Annotated in this window: 14 protein-coding genes and 1 tRNA gene; 10 read left to right on the top strand and 5 right to left on the bottom strand. The window is 70.1% G+C overall.

Annotation, left to right across the window (positions count from 1 at the left end; genetic code table 11):
- Positions 1–78 precede the first annotated feature (78 nt).
- From ACIPYQ_RS30965 to ACIPYQ_RS30990, 6 genes are all read left to right on the top strand, one after another.
- The gene (locus tag ACIPYQ_RS30965; protein ID WP_401257219.1) at positions 79–999 is read left to right on the top strand and encodes a bifunctional DNA primase/polymerase; all 921 of its coding nucleotides are present in this window, start codon (positions 79–81) and stop codon (positions 997–999) included.
- A complete protein-coding gene (locus tag ACIPYQ_RS30970) occupies positions 996–1,355 on the top strand; it encodes a hypothetical protein (RefSeq protein WP_401257221.1) in 360 nt (119 codons plus the stop codon). Before ACIPYQ_RS30965 ends, ACIPYQ_RS30970 begins: the two co-directional genes overlap by 4 nt.
- A complete protein-coding gene (locus tag ACIPYQ_RS30975; RefSeq protein WP_401257223.1) occupies positions 1,352–2,893 on the top strand; it encodes a YfjI family protein in 1,542 nt (513 codons plus the stop codon). The genes ACIPYQ_RS30970 and ACIPYQ_RS30975 overlap by 4 nt, the downstream gene beginning before the upstream one ends.
- Before the next feature lie 331 nt (positions 2,894–3,224).
- Complete coding sequence (locus ACIPYQ_RS30980; protein WP_401257224.1) at positions 3,225–3,569, top strand: DNA-binding protein; 345 nt, start codon at positions 3,225–3,227, stop codon at positions 3,567–3,569.
- A 54-nt stretch (positions 3,570–3,623) separates the two neighbouring features.
- Positions 3,624–5,141 (top strand): tyrosine-type recombinase/integrase, encoded by a 1,518-nt coding sequence (locus ACIPYQ_RS30985; protein ID WP_401257226.1) that lies wholly within the window; start codon positions 3,624–3,626, stop codon positions 5,139–5,141.
- Positions 5,142–5,255: 114 nt separating this feature from the next.
- Entirely contained in the window at positions 5,256–5,531 is a 276-nt protein-coding gene (locus tag ACIPYQ_RS30990; RefSeq protein WP_401257228.1) for a hypothetical protein, read from the top strand.
- Between the two features lie 119 nt (positions 5,532–5,650).
- On the opposite strand, the gene ACIPYQ_RS30995 is transcribed toward ACIPYQ_RS30990, so the two are convergent.
- Together ACIPYQ_RS30995 and ACIPYQ_RS31000 are read right to left on the bottom strand one after the other, a co-directional pair.
- Positions 5,651–5,724 (bottom strand) — tRNA-Pro (locus ACIPYQ_RS30995).
- Positions 5,725–5,825: 101 nt separating this feature from the next.
- Complete coding sequence (locus ACIPYQ_RS31000) at positions 5,826–6,764, bottom strand: metallophosphoesterase (RefSeq protein WP_401257230.1); 939 nt, start codon at positions 6,762–6,764, stop codon at positions 5,826–5,828.
- A 68-nt stretch (positions 6,765–6,832) separates the two neighbouring features.
- On the opposite strand from ACIPYQ_RS31000, the gene ACIPYQ_RS31005 reads away from it, so the two are divergent.
- Entirely contained in the window at positions 6,833–7,294 is a 462-nt protein-coding gene (locus ACIPYQ_RS31005; protein WP_319722136.1) for a GatB/YqeY domain-containing protein, read from the top strand.
- Positions 7,295–7,369: 75 nt separating this feature from the next.
- Here the strand turns inward: ACIPYQ_RS31005 and ACIPYQ_RS31010 are convergent, their stop codons facing one another.
- Positions 7,370–9,670, bottom strand: a complete 2,301-nt coding sequence (locus ACIPYQ_RS31010) for a transglycosylase domain-containing protein (protein ID WP_361752411.1) — start codon at positions 9,668–9,670, stop codon at positions 7,370–7,372.
- A 385-nt stretch (positions 9,671–10,055) separates the two neighbouring features.
- Between ACIPYQ_RS31010 and ACIPYQ_RS31015 the strand changes: the two genes are divergently transcribed.
- The gene (locus tag ACIPYQ_RS31015; protein ID WP_319722166.1) at positions 10,056–10,406 is read left to right on the top strand and encodes a WhiB family transcriptional regulator; all 351 of its coding nucleotides are present in this window, start codon (positions 10,056–10,058) and stop codon (positions 10,404–10,406) included.
- A gap of 29 nt (positions 10,407–10,435) precedes the next feature.
- Here ACIPYQ_RS31015 and ACIPYQ_RS31020 read toward each other — a convergent pair whose 3' ends face one another.
- Positions 10,436–11,827, bottom strand: a complete 1,392-nt coding sequence (locus ACIPYQ_RS31020; protein ID WP_401257231.1) for an ArsA family ATPase — start codon at positions 11,825–11,827, stop codon at positions 10,436–10,438.
- On the bottom strand, positions 11,824–12,819 hold the full coding sequence (locus ACIPYQ_RS31025) for an ArsA family ATPase (protein WP_401257232.1): 996 nt from the start codon (positions 12,817–12,819) through the stop codon (positions 11,824–11,826). The genes ACIPYQ_RS31020 and ACIPYQ_RS31025 overlap by 4 nt, the downstream gene beginning before the upstream one ends.
- 99 nt (positions 12,820–12,918) lie before the next feature.
- On the opposite strand from ACIPYQ_RS31025, the gene ACIPYQ_RS31030 reads away from it, so the two are divergent.
- Complete coding sequence (locus ACIPYQ_RS31030) at positions 12,919–13,080, top strand: DUF4177 domain-containing protein (RefSeq protein WP_007264966.1); 162 nt, start codon at positions 12,919–12,921, stop codon at positions 13,078–13,080.
- Positions 13,077–13,550 (top strand): RidA family protein, encoded by a 474-nt coding sequence (locus tag ACIPYQ_RS31035; RefSeq protein WP_361752417.1) that lies wholly within the window; start codon positions 13,077–13,079, stop codon positions 13,548–13,550. The genes ACIPYQ_RS31030 and ACIPYQ_RS31035 overlap by 4 nt, the downstream gene beginning before the upstream one ends.
- Positions 13,551–13,595: the final 45 nt, after the last annotated feature.

Raw genomic sequence — 13,595 nt, forward strand, 5'->3', positions numbered from 1 at the left:
AAAAGGGCGGCCCCCGTCTCGGCAAAGTCCGGGGCCGCCCTCATCCCAGCACGCTGACAGCAACTGGAGGCCTCCAGCATGACCCAACCCACCCCCATCCGGCGAGACAGCCGTGCCCAACTCCTGGCCGACGCGCTCGCCTTAGCCTCCCGCGGCTGGCCCGTCTTCCCGCTCCGCCCTGGCTCGAAGGCCCCCGCGCTGCACCGCCAGGAGCGCTGCCCCCTCACTGGTGCCTGCGGCGACGGGCACGTGAAGTGGGAGCAGCGCGCCACCACCGACCAGACCGCCATCACCCGGTGCTGGAACCACAAGCCGTACAACATCGGCCTCGCCACCGGCCCCGCCGGGCTGGTCGTGGTCGACCTCGACATGCCCAAGCCCGACAGCAGCGAGGAGGCGCCTGGCGGCGCGGACAACCTGTTGGCGCTCTGCGAGCGCGCCGGGCAACCCGTCCCGGCCACCCTCACCGTGCGAACTCCCTCCGGCGGAACCCACCTGTACTTCACCGCACCAGATGGCATCCGGCTCGGGAACACGGCGGGCAAACTGGCCCCGCTCATCGACACCCGCGCCCACGGCGGATACGTCGTCGCCCCCGGCAGCACCACAGCAGCTGGTACCTACAAGGTCACCGACAACTCGCCTGTTGCGGAACTCCCCACATGGCTGATGGCGCTCCTCCAGCCCCCGGCGCCACGCCCGCTCTGCATCCGGATGCCGGGAGCGGTCCGCACCGGCACCGCGGCCCGCGCAGCACTGGCCGCCGAGTGCGACGTCGTCCGGCAGGCGCCGGCGAAGCAGGCGAACAACACGCTCAACCGCAGCGCCTTCAAGGTGGGGCGCTTCGTTGCGTGGGGCGACCTCCCCCGCGAGGAGGTTGAGGAGGCCTTCCAAGCGGCGGGGGAGGACCGCGGACTCACCGTGGCCGAGTGCCGCGCCACGATCCGCAGCGCCCTCGACAGCTCCGCCCGCACCGTCCGCACCCGGGAAACGGCATGACCACCCACCCCCATCCCCCCTTGGAAGGCTCCACATCCCGCCCCGCCAGGCCTAGCCCCGCCGAACCGACCCTGCCCCGCGACGGCAGTGGAGCGCTGAAGGTCGTCGCCGAAGGCGTCCATTCATCTGTTCGCCCTGACCCGCGCGCCGACGACGGGCGCCGGCCGGTCGCCTGGCTCCACATCGTCGCCCCCGGTCGCGGCGTCACGCCGTCCGTCCGGTCGTGGTGCGCGTGCGGACGGGACCTGTTCGCTGCAGGCCAGACGCGCGCGCTCGCCCTGATCGACGACCACGTCCAGCACCGCACCCTCTGCCCGCTGCTCAACACGAACCTGGAAGGGAGGGAGGCCGCATGAGCGCCGCTGAGAGTGATCTGTGGGAGGGTTTCGAGGCCCTCGACCCGCAGGACATCACCGGGCCCGCCTGGGACGAACCCGTCCCCGTCCGCGCCCGGCCCGTCCTGCCCATCTTCCCCGCCCATGCCCTGCCCGCCTGGCTGCGCGACATGGCCAAGGGCGTGGCTGAGGAGACGCAGACGCCCGTTGACCTCGCCGGATGCCTGGCCTTGGCGGTCATGTCCACCGCGGCCGGCGGTCGGGTGCAGGTGTGCGTGCGCGGGAACTGGAGCGAGCCGGTGAACATCTTCACCGCGATCGCCCTGGACCCCGGCAACCGCAAGTCCGCCGTGTTCGGCCTCATGGTCCGCCCCCTGCTGGCCGCGGAGGGGGTGCTCGTGGAGGCGGCCGGACCAGTGATGGCGGAGGCGGAGACCAGGGCAGCCCTCGCCAAGTCCGCGGCCGAGCGAGCCACCCAGAAGGCTGCTGCAGCCGAGCCTGGCAAGAGGGACGAGCTCACCGCTGAAGCCGTGGCCCTTGCGCAGGAGGCGGCGAAGATGCGCGTCCCGGCTGTCCCGCAGCTCGTTGCGGACGACGCGACCCCCGAGACGATCGGGACGCTCCTGGACGAGCAGAACGGCCGCATCGCCTGCCTGTCCGCGGAGGGTGAGCTGTTCGACATCATCGCCGGCCGCTACAGCGGCAAGCCCAACATGGGCATGTTCCTCAAGGGCCACGCCGGAGACATGCTCCGCGTCAACCGGCAGAGCCGCGGCGCCCAGCACGTCGACGACCCCGCCGTCACCGTCGGCCTGGCCATCCAGCCCGAAGTCCTCGACTCCCTCGCCCGGATCGACGGTGCCGACGGCCGCGGCCTCCTCGCCCGCTTCCTGTACTCCAAGCCCCTGTCCCTGGTCGGCAGCAGGGACCTGTCACCCGCCCTGCTGGACGAGGAGACGGCCGCGGAGTACGCGCGCCGCCTCGGCGGGATCACGCTCGCCCTCGCTGGATGGACCGAGCCCGCGATTCTGACCCTCACCCCGGAAGCCGACCGGGTCATGCTCGCCTACCAGGCGGTGACCGAGTCCCGGCTCGGCAAGGGCGGCACGTACGCGTCCATCGTGAAGTGGGCCTCCAAAAGGGACGGGGCCGTCGCCCGGATCGCCGCCCTCCTCCACCTGGCCACCCATCCCGAGGACGGCTGGCACCGGCCGATCGAGGCCGCGACCCTGGCCGCGGCCACGGAGATCGGCGACTACTTCACCGCCCACGCCCTCGACGTCTTCGACGCCATGAGCGCCGACCCCGCCCACCACGCCGCCCACACCGTCCTGACCCACCTCCAGACCACCGCCCCCGGCACGTTCTCCAAACGCGACCTGTTCCGGGCCCTGCCCCGCGCGGACTTCCCCGCCATCGCCGACCTCGACCCCGCTCTGACCCTCCTGGAGGAACACGGCTGGGTCCGCCAGCAGCCCCCGCCCCCGCGCAACGGCCGCGGCGGCCGGCCGCCCTCCCCCCGCTACGAGACCCACCCCCGCATCACCCGCCGGACCTGACAGAACCCCCAACCCGCTGACAGAACTGACAGAACTCCCCGGCAGGCCACCTGACCTGCGCAAATACCCGTGATCGCGATCGTGACAGAACCTGGTTTTAACTCGACAGAACTCCCCGTACCCGCGGAGTGGGTTGTGACAGAACCTCCGCCCGGGAGGTTCTGTCGAGTTTTAATTCAGTTCTGTCAGAGATCACGAAACCCGCGAAATGCCAGGTCAGGGGCGGTCCGGGGAGGTTCTGTCAGTTCTGTCAGCGCTTCAGGGCCTTGCGGCGGCGGGGGACCGCCGCTGCGGCACCGGACGTTCACAGCCGACAGGAGTGATTCTGACCATGAAGCGAGACGGGCTTCCGCACCTGTACTACCCGTCGGACATCGCCAAGGCGCTCGGCATGTCCGAGTGGTGGGTGAAGGAACAAGCCCGGAGGCGTCGGATCCCGTTCACGAAGCCTGGACGGGCCTACCGCTTCACGGGTGAGCAGTTCGCGGAAATCCTCCGCCTCTTCGAAGCGCGCCCGGCCATCAGCGCTGCGGCACAGCCGACCAGGACCGTTCGACCCGCCGAGCGGCAGCCCGCCGTGATCAAGCCTGCACGGCAGACGGAGGCGCCTCTCAGGCTCCGAGCCCGGCCCCCGCGCCGGACCGTCCTCCTGGACCAGCAGCGCGACGCCGCCTGACAACTGCCCCGCCCGGCCTGCCCGGGCGGGGCTCTCACCTGTAGAGAGAGAACTTTGGGATTCGCAGAGAACCGCGGGGACTACTGGCGTGGGCGGTACAAGACCGCCCCCGGCAAGTACGGCACCGTCGCCGACGACAACGGCAAGACCATCCGCTTCAGGACGAAGCGCGCCGCCGAGAAGGCGGCGGCAGTCGAGGAGGAGAAGGCCCTCTCCGCCAGCCAGGCGGCACCAGCGCAAGAGGCCGAGAGGATCACGTTCGGCGAGTACGCGAGCAGGTGGTACGGGGAGCAAGACCTTGCCGCGTCGACCATGCAGAACTACCGGCGGCACGTCGAGGAGCACCTGCTCCCCGAGTTCGAGGACTCCATCGTCGACGAGATCACTAAGGCGGAGATCGATGCCTGGGAGCGGGGTGAGCGCGCCCGCGGCTACGCGGCCAGCAGCATCAAGACATGGCGCGGGACCTTGCACCTCATCCTGGCCGATGCGGTCGACGAGGGACTCCGCGACGCCAACCCGGCGACCCGTCGCCGCGGTCGGGGTAAGCGCGCCGGCCGCTCCCGGAACCGCGGTCCCGAGAAGGTCGTGACGTCGGCTCTGGGCGTGCTGCTAGTCGCCGAGCGAGCCGCTCTGCTCTCGGGCCGCGATGACGAGTTCGTCGCCATCGTGCTCAAGGGCTACACCGGGATGCGCTGGGGCGAGATCGTTGGCCTGGAGACGAAGTTCCTCCGGCCTGCGTCCGTGCGCGTCGAGTCGCAGCTCTACGAACTGGACTCCGGCGAGATGCACCGCTGCCCGCCCAAGGACGACTCCTACCGCACGCTCGACCTGCCTGACTGGCTCTCAGGCCTGTTGGCCGGGCAGGCAGTACGGGCGGGGGAACAGCCGTGCGCGTGCCACGGGCTGCGATACCTGTTCAGCGGGCACTCCGCCGCCAACGGAGCGGCCCGCCGGCCCGGCGCCAAGCTGGCCGACGTGGCGCGCGTAGCCGGCGTCTCCACCGGCACGGTCTCGAACGTGCTGAACCGCCCCGCCGCGGTCGCCGACGGAACGCGGGCCGCGGTCGAGAAGGCCATCGCCGATCTCGGCTTCATCCGGTTCTGGCCCGCCGGTGGGAACGCGGCCCACTGGCGCCGCAACGGCTTCGCCACGTGGCTCTTCCAGCCTGCGGCGACGGGCTGGTACCCGAAGAAGGCCCCGCAGGAGGCCCGCCCGGTGCCGCTGCTGGCAGATCCCTGGCCCGGCGTCCCCGCTCGTGGCCGGGGCGCCGCCGCCCGCGCGGAGGCCTCGTGGGTTCCGATTGCGCGTGGGCTCACACCGCACGGGCTGCGGCACAGCCACAAGACGATGATGGACGAGCTGCGGACCCCGCCCAAGCTCAAGGATGAGCGGATGGGGCACGAGGACGGTTCGGTGCAGGCCCGCTACTCCCACATCACGCCGGACATGAGGAAGGAGCTTTTGGCTGGCCTCACCGGCATGTGGGAGCAGTCCCTCGCCGCGCGTCGTCGGATGTCGCCGGGGTCGCCCGTGGCGGTCCTCGACGAGCTGCTGAGGGTGAGCCGGTAGGGGTGTCCCCGGGATCAGGCCCGTCGCCCGGTCGGCTCCTGTCGCCGTGCGGGGCGTTGGGCGGACTGCTCGACTGGGGGAGTTCCCCACCCCCGACCTCACGGGAGCAGCACCGTGGCCATCATCGCCATCATCGAGTTGCCGGGCGTCGGCAAGGATCAGTACCAGGCCAACCACGCGAGCATCTTCGCGGCGCCTTGGTGGCCGGCAGCGGGCTTCATCTCCCACGCAGGAGCACCGGCGAACGGTGGCTGGCTCGTGGTCGACCTGTGGGAGTCGAAAGAGGCCCTCGGGGCGTTCATGGAGCAGGCGGCACCGATCTTCCAGGCGAACGGCATGCCGAGGGCCGAGCCGAAGATCTACGAAGCGACGAACGTGGACATCGGCTAGGCGGGCGCGGGGGAGCCGCTTCGACGGAGATTCTCCCAGAATTCTCCCGAGAGCCCAGGGAGAAGCAGTCAGAGCCGGTGTCCTTGGAAGGACACCGGCTCTGAGCTGGTCTTACTCTGTCGGGGTGGCGGGATTTGAACCCACGACCTCTTCGTCCCGAACGAAGCGCGCTGCCAAGCTGCGCTACACCCCGATCGTCGCCTTGCAGCACTTGCTGTCCTGGCGACATCGATTACTTTAGCGGACCTCTCGCCGGAGACGAAATCCGGTTTTCGCGGAGCGGTCGCGCAGGCGCTACGCCTGCGGGGTCAGCGTCAGGAGGGTCGCCTCCGGCGGGCACGCGAAGCGGACCGGGGTGAAGCGGTTGGTGCCGCAGCCCGCCGATACGTGCAGGTACGCCCGCTGCCCCGCCGCCTCGTGCGTGGACAGGCCCTTCACCCGCTTGGTGTCGAGGTCGCAGTTGGTGACGAGCGCCCCGTAGAAGGGGATGCACAGCTGCCCGCCGTGGGTGTGCCCCGCGAGGATCAGCGGGTACCGGTCGGCGGTGAAGGACTCCAGGACGCGCAGGTACGGGGCGTGCACCACGGCCATCGAGAAGTCCGCGTCCTGCTCCGGGCCGCCGGCGACCATCTCGTAGCGGTCCCGCTTGATGTGCGGGTCGTCGAGCCCGGTGAAGGCCAGCTCCAGGCCTTCCAGCTTCAGCCGCCCCCGGGTGTTGGTGAGGTTCAGCCAGCCCGCCGCGTCGAAGGCGTCCCGCATCTCCTCCCACGGGTTGTGGACGGCGCCGACGACCGGCTTGTTGCCGTTCAGCCCGTGCCGGCCCTGGGCCTTCTCCAGCAGGTAGCGCCCGGGGTTGCGCAGCCGCGGCCCGTAGTAGTCGTTCGACCCGAAGACGTACACGCCCGGGAAGGACATCAGGGGGCCCAGCGCGTCGAGCACCTCGGGGATGCCCTCGGTGTCGGAGAGGTTGTCGCCCGTGTTGACGACGAAGTCGGGGCGCAGGCCGGCCAGGGACTGCAGCCAGGCGCGTTTCTTGCGCTGCCCGCCCACCATGTGGATGTCGGACACCTGGAGCACGCGCAGCGGGCGCATCCCCCGGGGAAGGACCGGCACCGTGACCCGGCGCAGGCGGAAGGACCTCGCCTCGAAACCGGCGGCATAGGCCACACCCGCGGCCCCCACCGCAGCGATTCCGGCAGCCGCTTTCAGGGGTACTCCGTAACGCGCACGCATGGCCCCATCGTCTCAGACCCGGAAAACCAGTGAGCGCCACTGCCCCCGCACCTGGCAGACTCACATCCATGACCACGCTCAAGGCCAAGCTCCAGGAAGACCTCACGACCGCCATCAAGGCGCGTGACGAGCTGCACTCGTCCACGCTGCGCCTGACCCTCTCCGCCATCACCAAGGAGGAGGTCGCCGGCAAGGAGGCACGTGTGCTCTCCGACGAGGAAGTCCTCAAGGTGATCGCCAAGGAGGCGAAGAAGCGCCGCGAGGCGGCGGAGGCCTTCGCCCAGGGCGGCCGTGCCGAGCAGGCCGCGCGGGAGACCGCGGAGGGCGAGTTCCTCGACACGTACCTGCCCAAGCAGCTCACCGATGACGAGCTCGTCGCGATCGTGGCGCAGGCGGTCGAGGAGGCCAAGGCCGCGGGTGCCGAGGGGCCGCGGGCCATGGGCGCCGTCATGAAGATCGTGAACCCGAAGGTCGCCGGGCTGGCGGAGGGCGGGCGCGTCGCCGCCGTCGTCAAGCAGCAGCTTTCGTAGATTCGGAGATGACACAAGGGAGGGCCCCAGCCGGTTCCGGCTGGGGCCCTCCCTTGTGTGCCGTGCCGACCGCTCCTAGTGGTCGTCGCGGCCGCCGATCACGCCGCCCGGGTCGAGCGTGATCCCGGGGAAGGGGGGCTGCGGATTGACGCCGCCCGTGGCCCCGCCGGTCGCCCCGCCCGTGGCGCCCCCGGTGGCTCCGGCGGTCTGACCGCCGGGCCGCCCGCCGGGCTTTCCGTCGCCGCCCGGCTTGCCGGGCCTGGTCGGGGTGGTGGGCGGCTTGTTGCCGCGGGGGCCGCCGGACGGGACGTTCGATTCCGGGATGCTGACGTTGACGAACCGCAGGGCCTCGCGGCCCTCCAGCGCGCCCGTCACCGCGTCCTTCCAGATCGGGCCGGGCAGACCGCCGCCGAAGACCTTCTGGTAGGGCCTGCCGCCGATCACGATGTTCTCCATCGTGATCTTCTTCGCCCCGCCCGAGCCGACCCACACCGCGCCGGAGATGTTCGGGGTGTAGCCCACGAACCAGGCGTTGTAGCGGTTGTCCGTCGTACCCGTCTTGCCCGCGCTGTCGCGGTCGGTCAGACCGGCCCGCTCACCGGTGCCGGAGTCGATCACTCCGCCCAGCAGGGTGTTGATGGTGTCGGCGGTCGTCTCCGACATCGCCCGCTCGCACTTGCTCTTCGGCACCGAGAGGGCCTTGTTGTGCGCGTCGGTGATCGACTCGATGGCGACGGGGGTGCAGTAGACGCCGCGGTTGGCGAAGGCCGCGTACGCGTTGGCCATCGTCAGCGGGGACATCTCCTCCGAGCCGAGCGCGATGGCGGGGCCGTCGGCCAGCTTCGCCCCGCTCGCCGGGACCACGCCGAGCTTCTGCGCCATCTCCGACACCGGGCACAGGCCGATCTCGGAGATCATCTCGACGAAGTAGGTGTTGATCGACTTCTCCATCGCCGTCCGCAGCGCGTAGGGGCCGACCTCGTCCTCGGTCTCGTTCTCCGCCGATTCCTTGCTGACGTTGACGTACTGGGACCCGTCGCAGCGGGAGATCCCGCTCGGGTAGTCCATCTTGTTCGGCGCCCCGTAGACCTTCGTCGGCGGCAGGCCCCGCTCCAGCGCGGCGGCCGCGATGAACGGCTTGAAGGTCGAGCCGACCTGGAAGCCGAAGTTCGAGCCGCCCATCCGCTTGTCCACGGAGTAGTTGATCTGCGTCTCGTTCTTCCCGAAGCCGTACGGCTTGGACTGACCCATCGCCAGCACCCGGCCGGTGCCCGGCTGGACCATGGTCACGGCCGTCGCGATCGAGTCGTCCTGGTAGACGTGGTCCTTGATCGACTCGTTGGCCGCGTCCTGCGACTGCGGGTCCAGGGTCGTGCGGACGGTCAGACCGCCCTGGTTCCAGACCTTCGCCCGCTCCTCGCGCGTCTTGCCGAAGACGGCGTCGGTCAGGAAGGTGTTGCGCACGTAGTCGCAGAAGAAGCCCGCGCCCTTGACCGCGGTGATGCAGCCGTTCTTCGGCTTGGTCACCTTCAGGGTGACCGGCTTCGCCTTCGCCGCGTCCGCCTCGGCCTGCGAGACGTCCTTGGTGTCGGCCATCCGCTGCAGGACGATGTTGCGGCGCTTCGTCGCCTCCTGGGTGTCGTTCACCGGGTCGTACCGGCTCGGCGACTGCACGACGCCCGCCAGCAGCGCGGACTCCTCCAGGGTCAGGTCCTTGGCCGGCTTGCTGAAGTAGCGCTGGGCCGCGGATTCGATTCCGTACGCCTGCTGGCCGAAGTACGTGATGTTGAGGTAGTTCTCGAGGATCTTCTTCTTCCCGAGTTCCTCCTCGACCTGGATCGCGTACTTCAGCTCGCGGATCTTGCGGCCGAGGCTCTTCTCCTGGGCCTCGCGCACCTTGGTCTCGTCGTCGCCGGCCTCTTCGACGAACACGTTCTTCACGTACTGCTGGGTGAGCGTGGAGGCGCCCTGTGCGGCGCCGCCCTCCTGCGCGTTGCGGTTGACCGCGCGCAGGATGCCCTTGAGGTCGACGGCTCCGTGTTCGTAGAAACGGGAGTCCTCGATGGCGACGATCGCCTTCTGCATGTACGGGGAGATCGCCGTGAGCGGGACCACCTGCCGGTCGCGTGAATAGACGGTGGCGATCAAGCCACCCTCGGCGTCCAGAATCGTGGTCCGCTGGCTCAGCGGCGGAGTCTTGAGATTGGCCGGGATCTCATCGAATCCCTCGACCGTGCCCTTGGCCGCCAGCCCCAGGGCGCCTGCAGCCGGAATCGCCATGCCGGCCAGCACAACTCCGGAGAGAACGGACACCCCGAGGAACTTGGCGGCCTGCTGGCTCCCCGTGAGCCCGCCGCCCGAGCGCTTCTTTCCCATAGAGGGCAGCCTACGTTCTGATTCGCCGGACACACGCGAATGCCTTGGCCTAAGCTGTCCCCAACTGTCACAGCAGTGTGGTGCGACATCAACCCCTCGGCTTGATTTTCACCCTTCCCGAATGGGGTGGACGCATGTCCGAATCCCGCCCCTCTGCTGACGCTGATCCGCCGATTCCACCCGAATTGCCGGAATGGCCGGGCATGTCGCCGGATCACTCCGTCGGGTGATCTGCCGCTTACCCATAGTCCGTTCGGACCATTCAAGATTGGGCCCGTCGGGGGTGTTGCACTGTGCCCGCCTTCCGTAACGTCCTCAACTGGCAGCGGTGAATATGCCGCTACCGCCGTGGGGGAGCCTCGATTCGGGAGAGGACGGCGCCGGGATGGGCTGGGTTACCGACTGGAGTGCGCAGGCAGCCTGCCGCACTACCGATCCGGATGAACTGTTCGTTCAAGGAGCGGCACAGAACAGGGCCAAGGCGGTGTGCACCGGATGTCCGGTGCGGACCGAATGCCTGGCCGATGCGCTCGACAACCGCGTCGAGTTCGGCGTGTGGGGCGGAATGACCGAGCGGGAACGACGTGCGCTGCTGCGCCGGCGTCCCACCGTCACCTCGTGGCGACGGCTGCTCGAAACCGCCCGTACGGAGTACGAGCGCAGTACGGGCATCCTCACCATGGATGCAGACACGGAGATCGACGTTCCGTACGAGACATACGCGGCAGCCGGGTAGACCACACGGCCGCCACGACGTACGAACGCCTACGCTCCGGCCGGAACCCCGGCCGCGAGTCGCTCTCCGATGGCCCGCAGCCCGGCGAGGTCGTGCACATCGCCGGGCAGGGCGGCCACTTCGGCCACCGCCACCTCGGGGTGGAGTGAGGTGAAGCGATCGCGTGTGCGCTGTTCACGCGCGATCACCTGCATCCGTTCGGCATGCAGGCGCAGCAGTCCTGCCGTGATCCGGTCGACGACCGCGGTATCGCCTTCGGTGCCGGGGGAGCCTGTCTCGGGAGGGTTCGCGGTCTTTGCGGTCCGTGCCGTCTCTGTCGTCGGTGCGGTCGCCGTCCGTGCGGTCGTCGTCCGTGTGGTTGCCGTCCGTGCGGTCGCCGTTTGTGTGGTCCCGGCCGTCTCGGTCGGTCCCGCGGCCGTGTCACGAAGTCCAGCTTTCCCGGACTCCTGATCGACAATGCCGCCTTCTTCAAGATTCTCTGCGGCGGCCAACGCCCGTTCGGCGGACAGCTGGTCGGCGCCGCTGCCGTGCACCCGGTTCAGTACCAGCCCGGCCAGCGGCATGCTCTCCGCGGCCAGCCGCTCCACGAAGTACGCCGCCTCGCGCAGGGCGTCCGCCTCGGGCGCCGCGACCACCAGGAAGGCCGTGCCGGGAGCCTGGAGCAGCCGGAAGGTCGCGTCGGCGCGCGTGCGGAAACCGCCGAACATCGTGTCCATCGCGGCCACGAAGGTCTGCACGTCCTTCAGCAGCGAGGCCCCCATCAGCTTGCTGAGGGTGCCCGTCATCATCGACATGCCGACATTGAGGAACTTCATCCCCGCCCGGCCGCCCACCTTCGCCGGAGCCATCAGCACCCGGATGAACTTCCCGTCCAGGAAGGACCCGAGGCGCTTCGGCGCGTCCAGGAAGTCCAGCGCGGACCGGCTCGGCGGGGTGTCCACGATGATCAGGTCCCAGTCGTCCCGGGCCCGCAGCTGCCCCAGCTTCTCCATCGCCATGTACTCCTGCGTGCCCGCGAAGCCGGCCGACAGCGACTGGTAGAAGGGGTTGGCGAGGATGGCCCGGGCCCGCTCGCCGTCCGCGTGCGCCTCGACGATCTCGTCGAAGGTCCGCTTCATGTCCAGCATCATGGCGTGCAGTTCACCGCCGTCGGCGCCCACTCCCACGACCTTGCGCGGGGTGTTGTCCAGCGAGTCGATGCCCATCGACTGCGCGAGCCGGCGCGCCGGGTCGATGGTGAGCACGACCGCCTTCCGCCCGCGCCCGGCCGCCCGTACGCCCAGTGCCGCGGCCGTGGTGGTCTTGCCGACCCCGCCCGCCCCGCAGCACACGACGATCCGGGTCTCCGGGTCGTCCAGCAGCCGGTCGACCGCCAGCCGCGGCGGAGTGTCCAGCCCCACGATGTCCACCCCCTCGCTCATTCGGCCACCGTCTGCTTCCGCAGGTCCTTGGCCAGCTCGTACAACCCGGCGAGATCCACCCCCGCGCCCAGCAGCGGCAGTTCGTACGTCGGCAGGTCCAGCCCCGCCAGTACGGTGCGCTGCGCGCGCTCCAGCTCCACCCGGCCCGCGTGCTCGGCGGCCTGCGTGAGCAGCGGTTCCACCAGCCGCTCGGCCAGCCCGCCGCGGCGCGCGCCGCCGAGGCCCGCCCGGGACAGCGCCCGGGCCACCTCGGCGCGGTGGTCGCCGGCCGCGGTGCGCAGGGTGTCCTCGTCCAGATGGTGCGGCCGCACCATGTTGACGACGACCCGGCCGACGGGCAGCCCGGCCTCGCGCAGTTCCTCGATGCCGTCGGCGGTCTCCTGGACGGGCATCTCCTCCAGGAGGGTGACCAGGTGGACGGCCGTCTCGGGGGACTTGAGCACCTTCATGACGGCCTGCGCCTGGTTGTGGATCGGCCCGAACCGGGCCAGCCCGGCCACCTCGTCGTTGACGTTCAGGAACCGGGTGATCCGCCCGGTCGGCGGCGCGTCCATGATCACGTGGTCGTAGACGTACCGGCCCGCCTTGTCCTTGCGCCGCACCGCCTCGCACGCCTTGCCGGTCAGCAGGACGTCCCGCAGTCCGGGGGCGATGGTCGTCGCGAAGTCGATGGCGCCGAGCTTCTTGAGCGCGCGGCCGGCCGAGCCGAGCTTGTAGAACATCTGGAGGTAGTCCAGCAGCGCCCGTTCGGCGTCGATGGCGAGCGCGAAGACCTCACCCCCGGCCTCACCGCCCCCGCCGGGCGCGACGGCGATCTTCCGCTCCTCGTACGGGAGCGCCTCGGCACCGAAGAGCTGCGCGAGCCCCTGCCTGCCCTCGACCTCCACCAGAAGAGTCCGCTTGCCCTCGCGTGCGAGGGCAAGCGCGAGTGCCGCGGCGACCGTGGTCTTGCCGGTGCCGCCCTTGCCGCTGACCACCTGGAGCCTGCTCACAGCGTCCGAGCCTAACCACTCGCCTTCCGGAACACGCATGAGCCTCCCCCGGACCCGGTGCGGGGGAGGCTCGGCACCACAGGCACTACCCTCGCTCCCATGACCAAGAAGTTCGAATACGCGACGGTCCCGCTGCTGGTCCACGCCACCAAGCAGATCCTGGACACCTGGGGCGAGGACGGCTGGGAGCTCGTCCAGGTCGTGCCCGGCCCGAACAACCCCGAGCAGCTCGTGGCCTACCTCAAGCGGGAGAAGGCATGAGCGGGGTTGTCGACGCGAAGCTGGCCGAGCTCGGCCTGACCCTGCCCGAGGTCGTCCCGCCGCTGGCCACGTACCAGCCGGCCGTGCGCTCGGGCGTGTACGTCTACACCGCGGGCCAGCTCCCGATGGTGAAGGGCAACCTGCCGGTCACCGGCAAGGTCGGCGCGGAGGTCTCGCCGGAGCAGGCCAAGGAGCTGGCCGCCACGTGCGCGCTGAACGCCCTGGCCGCCGTCAAGTCGGTCGTCGGCGACCTCGACAAGATCGCGCGTGTCGTGAAGGTCGTCGGCTTCATCGCCTCGGCCCCCGACTTCACGGCCCAGCCGGGCGTGCTGAACGGCGCGAGCGAGCTCCTGGGTGCCGTCCTCGGCGACAAGGGCGTCCACGCCCGCAGCGCGGTCGGCGTGGCGGTCCTGCCGCTGGACGCCCCGGTCGAGGTCGAGATCCAGGTGGAACTGGTTCCCGGAGCCTGACTCGTTCTTCGGAGGGGCTGGATTGCCGCAGGGCAAGGTCAGCCC

The sequence above is a fragment of the Streptomyces sp. NPDC090045 genome (assembly GCF_044747975.1).
Taxonomy (GTDB): Bacteria; Actinomycetota; Actinomycetes; order Streptomycetales; family Streptomycetaceae; genus Streptomyces.

Coding starts and splice junctions, on each gene's coding strand:
- ACIPYQ_RS31015 (WP_319722166.1), top strand. CDS start 10,056: ATGGGCTGGGTTACCGACTGGAGTGCGCAGGCAGCCTGCCGCACTACC.
- ACIPYQ_RS31010 (WP_361752411.1), bottom strand. CDS start 9,670: ATGGGAAAGAAGCGCTCGGGCGGCGGGCTCACGGGGAGCCAGCAGGCC.
- ACIPYQ_RS31020 (WP_401257231.1), bottom strand. CDS start 11,827: ATGAGCGAGGGGGTGGACATCGTGGGGCTGGACACTCCGCCGCGGCTG.
- ACIPYQ_RS31035 (WP_361752417.1), top strand. CDS start 13,077: ATGAGCGGGGTTGTCGACGCGAAGCTGGCCGAGCTCGGCCTGACCCTG.
- ACIPYQ_RS31000 (WP_401257230.1), bottom strand. CDS start 6,764: ATGCGTGCGCGTTACGGAGTACCCCTGAAAGCGGCTGCCGGAATCGCT.
- ACIPYQ_RS30980 (WP_401257224.1), top strand. CDS start 3,225: ATGAAGCGAGACGGGCTTCCGCACCTGTACTACCCGTCGGACATCGCC.
- ACIPYQ_RS30965 (WP_401257219.1), top strand. CDS start 79: ATGACCCAACCCACCCCCATCCGGCGAGACAGCCGTGCCCAACTCCTG.
- ACIPYQ_RS31030 (WP_007264966.1), top strand. CDS start 12,919: ATGACCAAGAAGTTCGAATACGCGACGGTCCCGCTGCTGGTCCACGCC.
- ACIPYQ_RS31005 (WP_319722136.1), top strand. CDS start 6,833: ATGACCACGCTCAAGGCCAAGCTCCAGGAAGACCTCACGACCGCCATC.
- ACIPYQ_RS30970 (WP_401257221.1), top strand. CDS start 996: ATGACCACCCACCCCCATCCCCCCTTGGAAGGCTCCACATCCCGCCCC.
- ACIPYQ_RS30975 (WP_401257223.1), top strand. CDS start 1,352: ATGAGCGCCGCTGAGAGTGATCTGTGGGAGGGTTTCGAGGCCCTCGAC.